Consider the following 19,040-nt stretch of genomic DNA (forward strand, 5'->3'; position numbering starts at 1 on the left):
TACACTCCTGTTAAGAAATTGAAGCGCTTACATGAATCGAAGGAGGAGTTTCTAATGAAAAAGTGGTTGGGTGGTATGGCTGCGTTGACGATTCTCACGACTTCCATCGTCTGGTTGGATGCCGATGCGAAGTCTGAACCGAAAAAACCAAAGGTCGAACTCGAGGTCGACCGATTGATGGAAAACCCGGAAATCTTGAAAGGAAAACGGGTCGGACTAATCACGAATCCGACCGGGATCAACGCGGAGAGAACGAGTATCGTCGACCTATTTGACCAGTCCGACGACTTCGAGTTGACGGCATTGTACGGACCAGAGCATGGCGTTCGGGGAGATGCCCAAGCCGGATCGACGGTCAGCTCCTATATCGATGACGTGACGGGGTTGCCTGTATATAGCCTATATGGTGCCACGAAGAAACCGACTCCTGAGATGCTACAAGATGTCGACGTGCTCGTCTTTGACATCCAAGACGTCGGGACACGCTACTATACGTATATCTATACGATGGCGTATGCGATGGAAGCCGCTGCCGAGAACGGGATTCCGTTTGTCGTCCTCGACCGTCCGAACCCGCAAGGCGGGCTTCGCGTTGACGGTCCGGTGCTCGACCCGGATTACTCCAGTTTCATCGGTCTCTATCCGATTCCGCTAAAGCATGGGATGACCGTCGGTGAACTCGCGCGACTGTTCAACACCGAGTATCAGATTCAAGCCGACCTTGAAGTCGTAAAAATGAAAGGTTGGAAGCGTTCGATGATGTATGAGAACACGGGACTCCCGTTCGTCATGCCGTCCCCGAACATGCCGACGACCGACACGGTCAATGTTTACCCTGCGACCGGATTGTTTGAAGGAACGAACTTATCCGAGGGGCGCGGGACGACGAAACCGTTTCAGCTGATCGGCGCGCCGTATATAAAAGCGCATGAATATGCGAATGAGCTGAACGGGCTCGACTTGCCAGGTGTCGCTTTCCGGGCTGCCTCGTTCACGCCGACGTTCTCAAAACACGCGGGCAAACTGACGCACGGGGTTGAGGTCTATGTCACTGATCCAGCTCGATTCGAATCGACAAGAACTGGGATTGCGATGATTCAAACGGCTCATGACATGTATCCGGACGACTTCGAGTTTTTAGCGAATGACTTCATCACGAAATTGACAGGAAACGCCTACGTGAAAGATATGATTCTCGAAGGAGCTCCGCTTGAAGACATCCTGACGAAAATCGAGGACGAGCGGGACGCCTTCCTCCCGATTCGAAAAGAGTATTTGCTGTATAAATGAAGCAAGGATGGGCTCACGAAGAGTCCATCCTTTTTGTAATGAAATGGTAAAACCAAAAATCACCCAAACGATATAGAATATAGGGAGTCCCACAAAAGGAGTCGATTCCATTGAAGAAGCATATCTCTCTACTACTCACCATCATTCTGACACTCAGTGTGATCGGGTCGCCCTTCTCTATCAACCGCGTCCAAGCATATTATGAGACGTCGATCAACACGACCGGTTACGTGACCAACATTAGTCAACTCAATGTCCGGCAGTCGCCTTCTTTGAGCGCGAAACGACTTGCACTCATCCCACGAGACGGTTCGATGCGTGTCCGGACATCGTTCCAATTGGACGGTGTGCGCTGGTATAAGATTCAATGGGGCAGCGGCTACGCTTATCTGCCCGCCAAGTATGTCCGCTTGTCCACTGCCGAGGTGAAATTTACGAAACCGACGTACGTCAAACCGTCGAGCGTTTATTTAAAATCACGTCCGCTCACGACCTCTTCGAACGTCAAGTTCGTCCGGCAGGGTACAGAACTTGAGACCGTGTCATATCGCTATACCGGTACATCACGATGGTACAAGGTGCGCTACGGTTCATACACTGGGTACATCCTCGCCCATCATGTCAGTTTCACGTCGCCCGTCAACGTGTTGACCGAGACAAACAAAGAACGGAAGGCTGCCGGTCTCTCTCTTCTCGCCGCTTCGAGTGAGGCGAATCGTGTCGCCCAAGTCCGTGCCGATGAGATGGCGCGTACGGGTCAATTCTCGCACACGCTCAAGGAGAACGGTACACCAGGGGACACGTTAGACGCTTACAGTGTCTCGTATCGGGGCTGGGGGGAGAACATCTATAAAGGATCGAGCGACCCAGTCCGGGCGGTCGATGCGTGGATGAACAGCAGCGGTCATCGCGCGAATATCTTGAATGCGAATTATACGCATCTCGGGATCGGTAAAGCGACCGATGCCCAAGGGTCGACCATCCATGTCCAAATCTTTTTGACAAAATAACCGCTGAAGGACAGTCACGTCGTGGCTGTCTTTTTTTCGCCAATTAAAAAAGCGGATTCGCATCCGCTCTTGAACCTGACACTCCTATATCTCATGCTCTTTCACGAGCACACGAAAACGCGGTCGGACGGTCAATTCGATTGACGTCACGGTCCGCTTTCGATCTTCAGCTAGGACGATCAATAACTCTGCGTGGTCTCGCCGGTCTTCTAAAATCTCGACCTTGCTGACGGTGCGGAGCAGTTGATAATATACGAGCTCCCCGTCCCCACCTTTGATATTGATTTCAAACTCGTGATAGCTCGGTGATATTTTAAAGTAGAACGTCTCCCCATGCTTATTCGTGAAACGAAAAATCGACTCATCATAATAGAACGGGAGTGTCGAATCCATTCGTTTCGGTTCGACTGTACAAAACGCAGAAAGCACGATTTCGTCCGGGAACAATGCCCCTTCTTGTTTATTGAATTGCCATCCTTTCATCCAAACCCCTCATTTCAACACTATAATTATCTGAATAATTAGATTATTACACATTTCAAGTGTTCCGGACAGGTAAATTCGTGACAATCCTCGAACACCTTTGTGTAGAACGAGAAACATTTCACATGAGAAAGGAGTATTACGATGTCCATTATCTCGCTCGACCATGTCACGAAACGGTTCGGGGATACGATTGCCTTGAACGACCTCACTCTGAAAGTGGAAGAAGGCGAACTCTTCGGGTTGCTCGGACCGAATGGTGCCGGGAAGACGACCGCCATTTCGGTCATGTTGAATCTGTACGAGGCGGACGCCGGTTCGATTCACATTTTTGGAAAAGCGATGCCAAAAGACGAACTGGCCATCAAACGCCGCGTCGGGATCGTGCCGCAACACGTCTCCGTCTATGACCAGCTGACCGTCTATGAGAACATCCAATTTTTTGCGGAGCTGTATGGATTCAGTCCGAAAGAAGCGAAACAAAAGACCGAGGCCGCGCTCCACTTCGTCGAACTCGATGCCCATCAAAAGAAACGTCCGCCCGAACTGTCCGGCGGTCTCCTCCGTCGCCTCAATATCGCCTGTGGCATCGTCCATGAACCCGAACTCATCTTCATGGATGAACCGACCGTCGCCATCGACCCGCAGTCGCGAAATGCCATTTTAGAGAACATCCGCGAACTGAATCGCCGCGGTGCCACCATCATCTATACATCTCATTACATGGAAGAAGTCGAACTCCTCTGCGACCGAATCGCCATCGTTGATGAAGGAAGGATCATCGCAGAAGGAACACAGGACGAATTGAAAGACCGTGTCATGACACTCGAGACGGCCCGGATCAAAGTCGATGCGCTCACACCAAATTTGCTCGAACGTCTCGACGCACTCGAACACGTTCAAAAAGTAGAGTATGAAGAACCGTATATCGAGGTGTCGTTAGACAAAGACACGCCGCTTGCTCCGCTCCTTGAGACACTCCATCAAGAACGCGTCCACTTCACCTCCATCACGGTCGACCGCCCTTCCCTCAATACCGTCTTTTTGGCATTGACGGGGAAGACGCTCCGGGAATAGGAGGGACGTCATGTGGACTTTCATCAAATATGATGTGAAACAGCGGCTTCGTGATCGTGCCACCCTCTTTTGGATGCTCATCTTTCCGCTCATCCTCATCTTTGGACTCGGGACGATGCTGTCGGCCGTCTTCAGTGACACGTTCAAACTTCCGGTCACGAACGTCGCCTACGTCGAATCGTCGACCGACCAGTATCGAGAGCCGCTCGAGGCTTTTTTAAAAGAGGAAGACATTCAAGCCTTCATCCGACTTGTCCCATACGTTGACCTCCAATCTGCCGAACAAGGTGTGAACGATGGCGATGCCGATGTCATCTTGCAACTCGATGGACCTGACATCACACTCTTCTATGAGGAACCGACGACGGTCGAGTTCGACGTCCTCGATGCCATCCTCGGTCAGTATACGGCCATCGCCAATCAACAGATCACGCTCGCGGAAGCAGGCGTGTCGGCCCCATATGTGAATGAGGCTTGGCTCGATACGGAAAGTGTCGACTTGGCGGGACGTACCCCGACCTCGCTCGAGTATTTCACCGTCACGATTTCAATCATGACGGCATTGTTCGGGTCGTTTTATATCACATCGATGGCACGAGAAGAGCAGCCGAATACAGGCAGTTACTTACGCATCCAAGCGGCCCCAGTCCGAACGGTTCAATATCGACTTGCGCGGACGTTCAGTCGCTACGTCATCATCTTGTTGCAGCTTATCCTCTTGTTTTGGTTCAGCCACTTCGTCTATCGCACATTCGACTTGGCGAACGTACAGTTCGGCTATCTGATTCTGTCTTGGCTCGCCTTGACCGCGTACGGGGTCGCCATCGGATTTCTGATTGTCAACTTGCCGAAGTTGAGCGCGACGACAAAGGATGCGATCGTCAACGGCTTCGTCGCCATCCTCATGATCTTATCCGGTGGCTATGTCCCCGGTTTTGACCAAGTGACGCTGAACTATGCGCCGTGGGCTGCCTACGTGTTCATGCCGATTTTTATGCGGGACGGGATGCTAGCCGTCCTCCTACGTGAAGGTGACATCAATCTGTATTGGCAAAGTCTCGGATTGCTCGGGATTCATCTCCTCATCTTGATCGCATTCAGCTACATTCTCTCGAAAGGGGTGAAGCGTCATGGTTCTCATTAGACATGTGGCCAAACGGATGCTTCGAAAGAAAGGGCTGTGGGTGTTCACCTTCGTGTCGATGTTCGGTTTCGCGCTCATCCTCTCCTTCGTCGGTGGAACGTCCAGTTTGAACGCATCCATCGGGATTGTCGACCGGGACGGTGGACTTCTCGCCGAACGCCTCATTGACGAGGCCGAACGGTTTGGTCGGGTCACGTTGCTCGAGTCGAACACGGATGATGTCTTGTTAGAAGGAGAAGATATCGTCCTCATCATTCCTGATGACTTCACGAAACAGGCGTTCACAGGAGAGATGCCTCGCCCTTCCTTCTCTGCAATCGCCGGGAGTGATGCCTCGTTGATCGAGCAGGCACTGAACGGTCATCTGTCCCGCGAACGCCAACTGCTCGAAGCGAGCGGCTACGATAAAGCGACGTTCGAACAGCTTGCGTCAAAAGAGACGTCGAACGGTTACACACTTTCAAGTGAACCGTTTCAGGAAAGTGTCGCCACGACCGCCCGAACACAGGCCTTCTTCGGTCTGTTGTCGTTCATCATGATGTCGACCTTTCTCCAGTTCATTCCTATGTTTGTCGCGGATGATCGGGACGAGAAGATCTATGCGCGGTTGTTCGCCTCACCGGTGACACCAAGGCGTTACTTCGCCTCCCTGCTACTAGCCTTTTATCTCGTCGGCTTCATCTACGTGATGCTGTTGATTGGCGTGAGCCTCGCTTTATACGGTCAGGATGTATGGACACATCTCCCGACCGTATTCGCCTTGTTTTCTTCCTATCTGCTCGTCTGTCTAGCCCTCGGTGGTCTCATCGCCGTGTTTGCGACGAATCGGGAGAAGGCGAACATCTTTCAAATCTCGGTTACGATGGCATCCGCCATCACCGGCGGGGCGTTCATCAGCCTGCTCTGGTTGCCGGATTCATTGAAACTTGTCGGTCGTTTCCTGCCGACCTATTGGTTGAATAACGGTGTCATCACGATGTATGAGGGTCAGTTCCCGTATCCCTCCATCCTTGTCATGATTGGCATGACCGGAGTCGTCTTCCTCCTCACCATCCTCGTGTTGAAGAAACGACCCCTAACCGTCTAATACAAAAGCGAGCCCCCCATATTCAGGAGGACTCGCTTTTTATTGTTGAAGTGTCGGTACGACTTTTTCAAAGAAGACGTCGACGAGAGATGGGTCAAACTGTTTGCCCGCCTCTTGTGAGATGATGGCGAGTGCCTCGTCAATCGTCTTCGCCTGTCGATACGGTCGCCCCGTCACCATGACATCGAACGTATCCGCAATTGCGATGATTCGTGAAGCAAGAGGGATCTCAAAATCTTGTAGCCCTTTCGGATAGCCTTTCCCGTCCCATCGTTCATGGTGCGCCAAGACAATTTCCGATAAGGCGACATATTCGGGTACGGTACTTAAAATATTGTAACTGATTTCCGGGTGGCGTTTGATTTCATACCATTCCGATTCGGTCAGCGCGCCCGGTTTATCCAAAATATCGTTGCTGATTGCCACTTTTCCTATGTCATGGAGAATAGCGGCCGTTCGAATCTCATTCACTTCGGCACTCGTGAAGCCCATCGCTTCCGCAAGTTTCCCCGCTAAATTGGCGACCCGTTGAGAATGCGCTTCTTCGCGCGGAATCTTCTCATACAGCGTGCGCATGATGATTTGGATGGAATGGTGGCGTCGACTCTGCTTTTCAGAAACCTTATGGTGATACATCCGGTCTTCCGCTAAGTTGAACACCTCGGTCAATTCTACATTCGAGTCATGCTTGACCGCTTCACCGAACGATGCGGAAATCGGTAACCCTTCTACCGTCTGTTCGTGGAAGAGACGACCGAGACGGTCCGACAGTTGTTTCGCCTCATCGAGCGTCGTATTCGGGGAGATGACGACGAACTCATCGCCTCCGACTCGGGCCACTTCATCTTTCGCGCGCAATTCATTTCGTAAAATATTCGCCGCTTCGACGAGCAACTGATCTCCGACCAAGTGTCCGAACGCATCGTTTGTGAGCTTCAACCCATTGATATCGATGACGATGAGTGTGAGCGGATAAAAATGCTCATCATCATAGCGCTCCAGCGCCTCTTCAAAGTAACGTCGGTTTTTAATACCCGTCAATTGATCGTGATAACTGAGATATTCAATCTCTTTCTCATATGTTTTCTTCTCCGTGACATCTCCGATATAACCGTGCCATAAGACATGTCCTTCCGCAATCTTCTCCGGACGAGATGACCCGAGAATCCAGACGGTTCGTCCGTCCTCGCTCAACACACGAAATTCCGCGTCCCAAATCGTTAAATTACGATACGATTCATCAATCGATTGCATGACAAGCGGATAATCATCCGGGTGCATCCGTCGGAAGACAAGACTCGCGTCCGTCTGTACCTCTTCTGCCGAAATCCCCAGCATATCTTCAAAGCCCCGGCTAAAGAACGGGAAGTTGAAGCTTCCGTCAGGCAACAATTCGAATTGATAGATAGCACCCGGGATTTGGTCGGATAGTTTCGTCAAGAGGCGGTCCCGATCGGCCAATTTTTCTTCCAATTGGACTCGGTCTGTCACGTCCTTGGCGACCGCATAAATGTAATCCCCTTGAAGTTTACAATGCCACTCGATTGAGCGGTACGTATCGTCGATTGTCCGGAAGCGGTTGACGAATCGGAACAACTCGCCACGTTCTTCAAGTCCCGCAAATCCTGCTTCCGTGATCACCTCATCGTCCGGGTGAATCAGACTAAGAAAATCGATATTCTCCAACTCATCAAGCGAAAACCCTAATACGCGCTCCCACGTATCGTTCAAGTGCAGCACTTGCCGTGTGTTGAAGGCCATGATGCATTCCAAGTCGAGCGTTCCAAATCCATCGAACATCGATTTCTTCGTCTCACCCACTTGATGATCGGCTTTCGTCAATTGCTGGAGTACATGGACGAGGTACAACTCGACGAGCCCGAGGCGGTTCGCTTGCTTCCCCTGTTCCATCACAATCGTCAAATCTCCATACAAGACGCCGTTTTTTTCAATTTTAAATAGAACGACTTCTCCAAGTGAAAAAATTCGAAGTAGATTTTTGACGAGCCGTTTCGGAAGCGCGCCATCAATCAGTGGGTCAATCCCATCAAAGACACGAGGATTCGATTGTTTGAACAGGTCACGCCGCTGATCAGTCATCGGCCATTTCCTTCCGACCGGATGAAATCCAAGGATATCGAGACTTCTTTCTAACATCTCGTCCATGCCGGATAAGGCGACGGTCGTGTAGGACTCTCCATCGTTCTCCATCAAATTGAGCGCGACCGCTTTCGCTCCCGTGAAGTCACGAATCTGGTCGAGGAATTGTTGATTCATCAATAAATCGCTCCCCGTTGATACGAAGCGATGGGAGACGTTGACGAGCTGCTTCAACGCATTGTTTTCTTGTACATGTCGAGTGATGTCATGGAACATGACCGATACGAATCCTTGGCGTTCACTGAACACGGACATCTCGAACCATGACTTGTTGCGCCGAGAGAAATGTTCAAACGTCACCGTTCCGCCTTCGTTGACGACGTGTGCCACTTGAATCATCCACTCCCGCTCGCTATATTCAAAGTCCTTTAAGGCGCTTGACACTTTTTTTCCGATGAAGTGTTTTCGCTTCCCTTTCATGATCTTCTCAAAAGCAGGATTCACTTCAAAAAATTCATAGTCAACCGGCTCCGAAGCGTCGTCGTAAATCACTTTAAACTCGACGTAGCCTTGGGGCATATAACGTAACAATGTATCGTATGAAGAATGAATGGGGTTTGTCACGTCACTTCCTCCTCAGCAAATAAAATCTCCACTTAGTTTACCTCATTTGTGATAGATTCCCTATTTTTTCCGAACTCATTCCCAACTTTTTATTTAAAGTTTTCGTAAACTGCATGCTCTTCCCTTGTCCCAGTCTCAATCTTTTGTTAGACTGATTTCGAAAACCGATATCGAATTTCGATATTAAGGAGATGACACGTATGGAAGACCGCGTCTTGCGGAAGCTGTTTCTCGGATTCATCCATATCCATATTTTGCACCATGCCGCGGAACACCCCGTGTACGGAGCATGGATGGTCGATGAGCTTCGGGAGCACGGTTATGAAATCAGTGCTGGGACGCTCTACCCAATCTTGCACGGTATGGAGAAAGACGGGCTCTTGATTCGTGAAAACGAGACGGTCGATGGACACGTTCGCAAAAATTACGTGACGACCGAAAAAGGACTTTCTGTGTTGGCGGAAGCCCGTCAAAAAGCATACGAGTTATTCAAAGAAATTAAGGAGTGAAGACATGACGACACAACGCGTGACGTTCAAGACGTTACTAGAGATTTTATTCGTTTCAACGAGGCTCGGCCTCACCTCATTCGGTGGGCCGGTCGCCCACCTCGGTTACTTCCACGAGGAATATGTGAGACGACGCAAATGGATGGACGAGAAAGCTTACGCCGACCTCGTCGCCTTATGCCAATTCTTGCCCGGACCGGCCAGTTCACAGGTCGGGATCGGGATCGGGATTGTCCGCGGTGGCATATTAGGTGGGATCACCTCGTTCATCGGCTTCACGACACCGTCGGTCGTTGCCCTCATCCTGTTCGCTTTATTGTTGTCTGGACTCGACGTGTCCGATGCAGGCTGGTTATATGGCTTGAAAGTCGTCGCCGTCGCCATCGTCGCCCATGCCATCTTAGGGATGGCGAGTAAACTGACACCCGATACAAAGACACGGACGATCGCCTTTTTCGCCTTGGCGGGCGTCTTGCTCTGGCAGACGACGTTCAGTCAGGTGTTGTTCATTCTCCTTGCGGCACTCGCAGGATTCCTGTTGTTCAAGCCGGACCGTCTCGATGCGAAATCGAGCGCGTTCCCCATTTCGAAACGTCTCGGGGCCGTTCTGCTGTCGATATTTGGGGCGCTTCTCGTTATCTTACCGATTTTACGGGAGACGTTTGAGAATCAAACGATTGCCTTGTTCGATAGCTTTTACCGGGCCGGTGCCCTCGTCTTCGGCGGCGGACATGTGGTCTTGCCACTACTAGAACGAGAACTTGTACCAGCTGGTTTCTTGAGTGAAGAAGCCTTCCTTGCAGGATACGGGGCCGCTCAGGCCGTTCCTGGTCCGCTTTTCACGTTCGCTTCTTATCTTGGAACTGTGATTAATGGTGTGCCGGGTGGCATCCTTGCGACGGTCGCCATTTTCTTGCCGGCCTTCTTGCTCATCCTTGGGGCACTTCCGTTTTGGGACGCGCTCCGTCATAACCCGAAAGTCGCTGGCGCCCTCATCGGTGTCAACGCGGCGGTCGTTGGGATTTTGATTGCGGCATTCTACAGCCCGATCTTCACGAGTACCGTCAACGATGCGGTCGACTTCGTGTTCGCTGCCTTCCTGTTCGTGATGATTGCTTATTGGAAGTTACCACCGTGGGCACTCGTCATCGCCGGGGTACTCGGTGGAACGTTGATTAATCTGATGTAAGGTGCAAGGGACCTCGTGTCCCTTTTTTTATTGGATTTTTACGTCATTTGATTGTTAATCTTTTGAAACCATTCCCTCCTCCACGCTCGTTATACTGAAGAATGGATTCAAAAATAAGGGAAATGTCCGCTTTACTAGAAAGGAAGTGGGGGCATGCAACCACTCAAACATACAACGTATATGCCTGGTCTCGACGGCTTGCGCACGTTCGCCGTCTTGGCTGTGATTTTATATCATTTAAATGTACCTTACATACCTGGGGGATTCCTCGGTGTCGATGTCTTCTTCGTCCTGTCCGGTTACTTGATCACCGGCATCTTGATTCGCGAATGGACGAAGACCGGCACAATCAATTTGAAAAAGTTCTACATCGCGCGTTTCCGTCGTTTGTTGCCGGCGCTCGTCTTGATGCTGTCGGTCGTGATGACATATGTGACGCTGTTTGACCGCTCCTTGCTCGATACGGTGCGCCAAGATTCACTGGCGGCACTCGCCTATGTGAACAACTGGTGGTATATCTTTCACGAAGTCTCCTACTTCGAGAGTTTCGGAAAGCCATCACCGCTTCAAAATCTATGGTCTCTCTCCATCGAAGAACAGTTTTATGCGTTCTGGCCGTTGCTCCTACTCGTCGGTCTCGCGTTCCGGAAGCGATTGCTTCAACTGCTCGCTGCGCTTCTATTCGTCTCCGCCGCCTGGATGGCGTTCCGATATGTCCCGGAAGCCGATCCGAGCCGCGTCTACTACGGGACCGACACGCGATTGTTCGGTCTGCTCATGGGAGCCGTCCTCGCCTTCGGTTGGCGTCCGGACACGTTTAAAGAAACGATCCCGCATATCGGACGCCACATTTTGAACTGGACCGGCGCCGTTTCGCTCATCGTCATCGTCGGGATCATCAGTAACGTCAACGCCTACGATGCATTCCTCTATTATGGAGGTTTCTTGCTCGTCGCTTTCCTATCCGCCCTATTGATTGCCGCTGTCGCCCATCCGGCGACCATTTGGTCACGACTGTTTGGAAGCGTTTGGCTTCGCGTGATCGGTACACGGACGTATGGGATTTACTTGTGGCACTATCCGGTCATCATTCTATCGACACCGCTCGATCGACTCGGGACGTTCTCGCCACTTCTTTCCGTCGGGCAAGTGGCGTTGACGCTTTTGATCGCCGAGTTGTCGTATCGCTTCGTCGAGACACCGATTCGTCGAAACGGATTCAAACAAGCGTTCCGTCAGCTCGTCTCAACACCGACGCACCCAAACGCACGCTTTGCCGCCACGGCATGTGCGACCGCGCTCTCACTCGTTCTCGTTGGGAATTTGACCATCCTGGCGTTCTCTGAGTCGAAGCCGGTCGAAGATGAAATTCCTGTCGTGAAAGTACCGATGCCAAAAGATGAGACAAAGGACGTTCCGAAAGAATCGGAATCCAAGGAGACGGAGGAAGTCCCGTCTGAAGATCAATCGACAGAAGAAAACAAAGCACCAACTGAAAAACCAGAAGAACGAACATGTCCAACGGTTCTCGCGATTGGCGACTCGGTCATGCTCGGATTGAACGAATATTTGGCAGATGCTTTCCCGAATATGAAAATCGACGCCCAAATCGGACGTCAAGTTCGCGATGCAATCCCAGTTGCCTCTCAGTACCAATCTTATAATGCTCCAGGTCACGTCGTGTTCCTCCATCTCGGAACGAACGGTGCCTTCAAAATGGAGCAACTCGAGACGTTGCTCAAGCAGTTCGAACGAGCAGATGAAATCTATTTGATCAACACACGTGTCCCACGTCCATGGGAGAGTGAGGTCAATAAAAAACTCGCTCGGGCCAGTGAGCTTCATGAGAACGTATCCCTCATCGATTGGCATGAACGCTCAATCGGAAAGGAAGCGTACTTCGAAAGTGACGGGGTCCATTTAAATATTAAGGGCGCCGAAGCGTTTGGCCACGTATTGAACGAAGAAATCGGCTGTCAACCAAACTAGGCTCTTGCGAGTGCAAGAGCCTAGTTTTTTTCTTTCCTAAATACGTAACGTCCCAACAACTTCACGTACGCCAACATTTCACGGATCATATATCGCACTTTCGCAAGCGGTGGGGTCGGTGCATACAAAGCATCACTCTCGAGCTGAAAGTACAGTCTCGCAATCAGACGAGCGCGCGGCACATGAAAATCATTCGTCACGATCGTCAAACCGGACGCCCCGCCCCAAATTGAGCGGCTATGCTCAAAGTTCTCGATTGTCGACGTCGATTTCGCTTCCGCATGAATCCGTGTTGCATCGATTCCTTGCGCCATCAGTTCTCGTTCAATGACACGCGCCTCCGCCATCCCTTCATCTGGTCCCTGTCCACCTGTTGCGATCAGTTCGACATGAGGATGTGCCTTCGCATAGGCGGCCGCTACGTCAATTCGATGTTGGAGCGCGCGGGACGGTCGAGTCCCATTCACTCTCGCCCCAAGGATGATGACGAACCGGTATGTACCAGTCGCGTTCTTTCTCATATTGTCACCTCATGTTCGTCCATTCTCTTTTAACCATACTTAATCAAGAGAAAGATTGCACGAATCCATTCTTTTTTACAAATTATAGTCAGTGTTTTGGTATATATATGAAATAAAATTACCAAATAACCACAAAATGTTTTAATATAAAGGAGATAAGACTTTTTGAGGGAGGACTGGTGACCCATGACAGATTCAGATAAATGGTTATCCACCCGCTTCTTGTATACACGTGATGCACAATTGTTTGCAGAAATCGAAGTCGTCGAGCTCGACCCATCTCACTATAAGTTTGTGATTCATCCGACACCGCTTGGCGCCGGGGAATCTCCTTATATGCGACAAGGTCCCCTCGACTCAGACCATCTCCCCTCTGCATTTTCTGATGTGAGCCGTGTGTATACGAGACAGCTGGATTGCCTACGTGCAGCGACACGTCTCGTCTCTTCGATTGGACCCGCTCGCTTCACAACACATTGACTAAAAGAACGGAGTCGCATCATGCGACTCCGTTCTTTGTTATCGTTTCGATAATTTGACGATAAATGGAATCGGTTGATCGATTCCTTCATATTTCGCTCGCAAGACAACGATATGCTCTTGGTCATCTCGTTGGATGGTAACATTGGATCCTTGAACCGTCACGAGATCCGGGTGTGAACTTTCCCAATTCGTGATGCTCTTCGCCCCGATTCCAAGTAAACCTCCATACTGCGTTGGTAGAGTGGCTGTTTGCGCATTACCCGTCAATGCGCTCACAACTGGATTCAAAAGGGTGCCAAGCGAGTCGAGCAACCCACCGAGTAACCCCGTATCGACATCTTGTGTGGACATATTGATGATTTGATTTGTACTAGCATTGCTGACGGTCAAGGTAAATGGCGTGACCACATCATTTTCCCGAACGTCCCCCGTACTCGTCATCAGTGCCGGGTTACTTGAGGTCCATGTGAGCGGAGTACCATTCAAGCTCGTTGGTAACGACAAATCAAATACCGGATACAGCGTCCCGAATGACGACTTAACTTTCGTCACATCGTCTGCTAATACCAACTGAACATTCGCTGCAACCGACCCACTAAACGTCTTCGTCCGAGTCAATCCGTTCTTTGTGACCGAAGCCGTCAGGATGAACGATTTCGCATCGGTCGGATCTTGTTGAATCACCCCGGTGTTCGAGATGGCACCCGGTTGATTCGAGGACCAACTGACATTGATTCCGTTTGATGCGGACGGAAGTGAGATGTTGGTCGACAGGTTAATGAGATTACCAAGGTTGATGGCATTTAAAGCCGCGTCGAGCTCGGCTGTCAACAACGCATCATCTTTTGGTGCAAGCAAATTCGTGAAGGTACGTGATTTCGTCACACCGTCCTTCGTCGCATTGACCGTAATCGACACCGTTTGATCCGTCGTGCCACGTGTGACAACCCCACTGTTCGAGACGACCGCTGGATTCGATGAGGACAGCGTCGTTGTACCACCAGTGAATGGCGGTAGGACAATGTTCGATGTGAGTGGACTTGTAATCGACAGTGCTGCCAAGTAGTCATCTACTTCCCATTCAGCCCCGCCTTCTTTCTTCGGTACAAGTAAACCGAGAAAAATTTTCGTTTTCGTGATCCCATCTTTTGTCACTGTGACGACGAGCGAAATGGATTGGTCCGTCGTACCTCGGGTGATAATCCCACTGTTTGTAATAACCGCCTGATTCGAAGACGTCAAGGTCACCATCGCCCCAGTAAGAGGTGGGAGTGTGATATTCGAAGTCACTGGGCTTGAGATGACCAGTTGATTCAAGTAATCATCAATGATACTGTCCGCCGATGAATCTTTTTTCGGTACGAGGATATTCGGGAAGGACTTCGTACGCGTCACCGCTCCCTTCGTTGCCCGTACGGTCAAATTGACATACACGTCTTGATTTCCTCTCGTAACGACACCAGAAGTGGAGACGACTGATGGATTGCTCGATTCAATCGAGAAGACGACACCCGGATAGGACGGCAATTCGATGTTCTTCGTGAGCGGGTTATCGATTTGAATGCTGTTGAGCCAGAGGTCGAGCTCTTCTTCGTCCGTCTGGGAGCGCTTCGGAATCAAAATGTTATTGTAGGTGATTGATTCCGTGATGTCCCTACGTTTCGCTTGAATCGTGAACGTCACAAGTTCATCATTCGTTCCGCGCGTCACTTTACCAGCACTCGACAAAGCCGACTTGTTTGAATCAATCGAGAATGTCACACCGTCAATTTGCGGGAAGACGATGTCATTCAACAATGGATTCGTCACTTGGATATTCAATAATAGACCTTTTAATAGATTGCGAATATCCGATTCCGAATCACCCTGAACCTGTCCGCCTTTTAATGAAACGACCACCGGTGATGTCCGCTTGACGCCCGACTGGACATACATATTATAGGACGCAGGTTTGAGCGGTAGAGATGCCACTTTGTAAGATCCATCTTGTTCAGGATAAATCAGCTTTTTATACTGTACTTTGGTTTCTCTGTTTTCAGCAATCAAGTAGTGACGTACGCCTCGAGCCGGATAATGAATTTTACCTACGGCCTGAATCTGTTCATTGTTCGTCAAACGGGTTGGGTCAATTGAACATCTCGCACCACAAGCTTCGCTTTTCCACTGAAGTATAAGTTTAATCCACGAGCTTTATAGCTGACCATTCTTGTTCCTAGCTTACTTGTGTATGCTTGGTCCCACTCCAATGGATAAGTGGAACGCTGACCATTTGCAAAATAAGCAGTTAATTTGGTCGGCAAATTCGCCTTTTGACCTTTTCCGACCGCACGAATGATTGGCGTTGAAACCTTGATCGGATAGTTCTTCACTCTCACATACCAGGTCGCTTTCTTGTTCGTGCCCTGAACGCTTCCAACGATTCGTTGAGTTCGATTCAAGTACTCTTTTTGAAAACTGACTTTCGACCATTTCACTGAACGATAAGCGTACCGCCCGTTAGATAATTTGACTTTCACACTTTTTGGATAAGTAAATTTCTTAACCGCATACGTAACTCCTCCATAGTGTGTATACGATTTTGGTGAGTAGACATGAGTCACAGATGAACTTGCCTCAACCTTCGACCCAGGTACAATGGTAAATCCGACAAGTAAGAAAAAACACAAAAAAAGAGCAACGACTTTTTTCATTCATGCATCCTCCTTCACTAACTACAAGGCGACAGGTATACATGATGTGCGTGCCTCTAAGGTGTTAATCATTTTTACCCCGAAAACGAAATGAATATGTAAATTTTGTAATATAAATAATACAAAAGTAACATAAAAAATACTTATTTTTACTATTATGGTGTCGGAAGACTTTTGGTGACATTTATCACATAAACAATGAATAAGTTCGCTATATTCAAAAAGAGAACTTCTGATTCGAAGTTCTCTTTCCATAAGTCGCTATTCCATTTCATCAGATAATCGCTGAAGTTCCATTCGCAACTTCTCGATTTCCAAAGACTGTTCCTCATTCATCATAAGCAGTTGGTCGAGCTGTCGTTTGGTCGTCACTAACTCATCGCGTGTCTCTTCAAGTCGTTGTTCCCGATCTGTCAATTTCCATGTACAGATTCGGTTCGAACGACGAGCATGAAGTTGATCATAACGAATATGAGGATAGCGCTCGACCAAATCGATTTCTCGAGCACCTTCTTCTATCACCTGTTCAAGCACCTCGAGTAGGCGTTGTTGCGATTGTTCGTCTCGAAAATGTTGATCGACAAGTGTAGCCGAGAAGCTCGCAAGGTTCCGTCGCTTCGTCTCATCCATCAACTCGAGAATCGCCTCACCGATTTGTCCTGGTGAATACCCTTCATACTTATTCCCGATGCCTCCAAAGTTCGTACTCGCGATATCTTGCCACGTCGAAGGAGTGACCAAGCCTTGATAGCTTTTGCTTCCGACAGCGATGGTCGGTTTACCGAGCGCCATCCCTTCCAGCGCAGACCGTCCGGGACCGATGACAAAATCGGCACGCCGCATCGCTTCAGGGAGTTGGCTTTGTTCTAGCCAACCAAGCCATTCGATGTTCTGACCTGTCCCCGCCAGTGCGGCTTCATAACGCTCGGCGTATTTATCTCGCTGTGTTCCGTCACCGATAATCAACCAGTCAATCGGTAAAGACCGCACCCTCTCGTCTTCTAGTGCATCTAAGAAGACGTCTAGTATAAACAGTTTGTCCGCATCCAGGCGAGACGTGAATAAGCCTACGATACGTTCTGATGGAGATGTTTCCTCCGACGGAACAAAAGTCGCATCGACCCCATTCGGAATAACCGTAAGTTTTGATTCGATTTCTGGACAGTGCTCAGTCAGGTGAGTAGCAATCCGTTCCGATACCGCAATCACTCGCGAGACGCTCGGATGATACTGCTCAATCTCATCATAATACATCCCGTGGATGACGAGGACGAATGGGATTGCGTTCGCCTCCGCCACCGCGAGACCAAATTGACGCGCGTCGAACGGATGCGCATACACGACATCGAACGGCTGTGATCGGATTTGATCGATGACACATTGCACGTCCTCACTCGAATAGTCCGTCTCGACGACTTGCCCGCCGATTTTCCTTACTTCATCGGCAAAGGGACCAGGTTTACAGACAACGGTCACCTCATGCCCCTCTCGTAGAAACACTTTCAAAGAAGATAAGATATGGAGGTGTAATCCTCCCATTGCGGAGTGAAAAAACACCGGTAGTAATATGTTCATGATGAGCACCTACCTTTTCTCCGTAATCGATTGATTAGGGTTACAAGCCTTCTTGATACATCGAACCAAGACCACGGATGCGATCGTTGTGAACGAACAGCACCGCATCTACCTCATTTTCTTTTGCGTAATCCGCAATGCTGACATCATAGTCGTCGAAGTAACGGACATCAAGCGCTGACACCGTTCCGAATGACTCTCCAAGATAGCCAAGCATCGGGTTCGCATACGAATCTTTTAAGACGAGCAAGTGATAATCATTTTTCGGATTGTTTTGTGTGATTTTCGATTGGGCATAGTTATCACCCATGAACAAGTTGTAGTAGTTCGTGAATTTCGTCGAGTTCTTCAAGACATCCGTATCTAGGACCGAATGACCACAGTCGTCGCCATTTCGACAGACTGTCGTAGTAAATCCGTCTTTCGGTTCAAGGTACGTAAATTGATCAGGTGACTCGACATAAGGCATCGAAATTTCACGGGCATGAGATCCGTAAAACGGACCGTCTACCGATTTGATTTCCATATCCTCCATCGATAAGGCAGGAGCATCAGGGAACTGCTCGCTTAAGCGTTCCATGATTTGTTCATAAGCCATGAATGCCCCTTCCGGACGCCAGTGGTGATCCGTCTTAAAGTAAATATCTTTTCCTGGCTGATCGCCAAGCGTTTCTTCTAAGTCGATGAGCGGAATCTCATTCTCTTCAAGACGTGCATGAAGCTGTCCTCGGTTTTCTGCATCTGCCGACTCGATGTAATCTGGGAAGATTCCTTGTCTTGTCGCATAAACCGGTTTACTTGGGGCCGAGGCGAAGTAAGATGGAATGTCAGCTTCGCTCATCTCTTTTTGAAATTCTTTAAAGAAGACCCCAAGTGACGAATAGTCGCTCGCCACAGGATCTGGTGCATACAAGAACTCATCGATACTGATGACACCGTTGTTCATCTGTTGTTGCAGAACGTTACGTTGCACCCAAGCTTGTGTCTCAATCCACATGTAACGCTCAAACACCTGATCGTTTGCTGATGCCTCGAACTCTTCCATATATGTTCCATCCAGAATCGTCTCGACAGATGGATCCGGGCGCTGTGCTAGCATCCGTCCCTCACTATCCGAACGTGCTTGTTCGGTGCCAAAGGCGTAAACGGCGAGTCCATAAAAGATGGTGCCAAGAAAGCCGATCAATAGGATACTGTTGACCACCCAAGAGAGGCGCCGCCTTTTCGAACGGACTTGTTCGCTTTTGGTTTGTTGTTCCATTGTCAGCC

At 49.7% G+C, this 19,040-nt stretch carries 16 protein-coding genes; 9 read left to right on the plus strand and 7 right to left on the minus strand.

The genetic code is table 11. The features are described from left to right. Positions 1-75 precede the first annotated feature (75 nt). A complete protein-coding gene (locus OKS35_RS08180) occupies positions 76-1,290 on the plus strand; it encodes a DUF1343 domain-containing protein (RefSeq protein WP_264093068.1) in 1,215 nt (404 codons plus the stop codon). A gap of 110 nt (positions 1,291-1,400) precedes the next feature. Further along, complete coding sequence (locus OKS35_RS08185) at positions 1,401-2,300, plus strand: CAP domain-containing protein (RefSeq protein ID WP_264092825.1); 900 nt, start codon at positions 1,401-1,403, stop codon at positions 2,298-2,300. Positions 2,301-2,384: 84 nt separating this feature from the next. Here the strand turns inward: OKS35_RS08185 and OKS35_RS08190 are convergent, their stop codons facing one another. Next, positions 2,385-2,783, minus strand: coding sequence for a hypothetical protein (locus OKS35_RS08190; RefSeq protein ID WP_159562802.1), 399 nt, complete (start codon positions 2,781-2,783; stop codon positions 2,385-2,387). Positions 2,784-2,927: 144 nt separating this feature from the next. On the opposite strand from OKS35_RS08190, the gene OKS35_RS08195 reads away from it, so the two are divergent. The 3 genes from OKS35_RS08195 to OKS35_RS08205 are packed head-to-tail and all read left to right on the plus strand — an operon-like array spanning position 2,928 to position 6,091. Continuing rightward, positions 2,928-3,860, plus strand: coding sequence for an ATP-binding cassette domain-containing protein (locus OKS35_RS08195; protein WP_264092826.1), 933 nt, complete (start codon positions 2,928-2,930; stop codon positions 3,858-3,860). Positions 3,861-3,870: 10 nt separating this feature from the next. Continuing rightward, a complete protein-coding gene (locus OKS35_RS08200) occupies positions 3,871-5,004 on the plus strand; it encodes an ABC transporter permease (RefSeq protein WP_264092828.1) in 1,134 nt (377 codons plus the stop codon). Then, positions 4,991-6,091, plus strand: a complete 1,101-nt coding sequence (locus OKS35_RS08205) for an ABC transporter permease (protein WP_214690563.1) — start codon at positions 4,991-4,993, stop codon at positions 6,089-6,091. Before OKS35_RS08200 ends, OKS35_RS08205 begins: the two co-directional genes overlap by 14 nt. Positions 6,092-6,130: 39 nt before the next feature. Here the strand turns inward: OKS35_RS08205 and OKS35_RS08210 are convergent, their stop codons facing one another. Beyond that, complete coding sequence (locus OKS35_RS08210) at positions 6,131-8,815, minus strand: HD domain-containing phosphohydrolase (protein ID WP_264092829.1); 2,685 nt, start codon at positions 8,813-8,815, stop codon at positions 6,131-6,133. 200 nt (positions 8,816-9,015) lie between these two features. On the opposite strand from OKS35_RS08210, the gene OKS35_RS08215 reads away from it, so the two are divergent. From OKS35_RS08215 to OKS35_RS08225, 3 genes are all read left to right on the plus strand, one after another. After that, entirely contained in the window at positions 9,016-9,324 is a 309-nt protein-coding gene (locus tag OKS35_RS08215; protein ID WP_031422630.1) for a PadR family transcriptional regulator, read from the plus strand. A gap of 4 nt (positions 9,325-9,328) precedes the next feature. Continuing rightward, positions 9,329-10,513 carry a chromate efflux transporter gene (gene chrA / locus OKS35_RS08220; protein WP_264092830.1) on the plus strand — a complete coding sequence of 395 codons (1,185 nt, stop codon included), beginning with the start codon at positions 9,329-9,331 and terminating at the stop codon, positions 10,511-10,513. A 153-nt stretch (positions 10,514-10,666) separates the two neighbouring features. Then, positions 10,667-12,502, plus strand: a complete 1,836-nt coding sequence (locus tag OKS35_RS08225) for an acyltransferase family protein (protein WP_264092832.1) — start codon at positions 10,667-10,669, stop codon at positions 12,500-12,502. Between the two features lie 20 nt (positions 12,503-12,522). Here the strand turns inward: OKS35_RS08225 and OKS35_RS08230 are convergent, their stop codons facing one another. Beyond that, complete coding sequence (locus tag OKS35_RS08230; RefSeq protein ID WP_264092833.1) at positions 12,523-13,023, minus strand: YdcF family protein; 501 nt, start codon at positions 13,021-13,023, stop codon at positions 12,523-12,525. Positions 13,024-13,209: 186 nt separating this feature from the next. Here OKS35_RS08230 and OKS35_RS08235 point away from each other — a divergent pair, with 186 nt between their 5' ends. Continuing rightward, the gene (locus OKS35_RS08235; protein ID WP_074036045.1) at positions 13,210-13,503 is read left to right on the plus strand and encodes a hypothetical protein; all 294 of its coding nucleotides are present in this window, start codon (positions 13,210-13,212) and stop codon (positions 13,501-13,503) included. A gap of 39 nt (positions 13,504-13,542) precedes the next feature. Here OKS35_RS08235 and OKS35_RS08240 read toward each other — a convergent pair whose 3' ends face one another. The 4 genes from OKS35_RS08240 to OKS35_RS08255 all read right to left on the minus strand — a co-directional run bounded on the left by OKS35_RS08240 (position 13,543) and on the right by OKS35_RS08255 (position 19,032). Then, positions 13,543-15,621, minus strand: coding sequence for an immunoglobulin-like domain-containing protein (locus tag OKS35_RS08240; RefSeq protein ID WP_264092834.1), 2,079 nt, complete (start codon positions 15,619-15,621; stop codon positions 13,543-13,545). Next, entirely contained in the window at positions 15,618-16,196 is a 579-nt protein-coding gene (locus tag OKS35_RS08245; RefSeq protein WP_264092835.1) for an Ig-like domain-containing protein, read from the minus strand. The genes OKS35_RS08240 and OKS35_RS08245 overlap by 4 nt, the downstream gene beginning before the upstream one ends. 261 nt (positions 16,197-16,457) lie before the next feature. Beyond that, on the minus strand, positions 16,458-17,771 hold the full coding sequence (locus OKS35_RS08250) for a glycosyltransferase family 4 protein (protein ID WP_264092836.1): 1,314 nt from the start codon (positions 17,769-17,771) through the stop codon (positions 16,458-16,460). 40 nt (positions 17,772-17,811) lie between these two features. Further along, positions 17,812-19,032 carry a DHHW family protein gene (locus tag OKS35_RS08255; protein ID WP_214690553.1) on the minus strand — a complete coding sequence of 407 codons (1,221 nt, stop codon included), beginning with the start codon at positions 19,030-19,032 and terminating at the stop codon, positions 17,812-17,814. Positions 19,033-19,040 lie beyond the last annotated feature (8 nt).

This window comes from Exiguobacterium sp. N5, from assembly GCF_025842465.1.
Taxonomy (GTDB): domain Bacteria; phylum Bacillota; class Bacilli; order Exiguobacteriales; family Exiguobacteriaceae; genus Exiguobacterium; species Exiguobacterium profundum.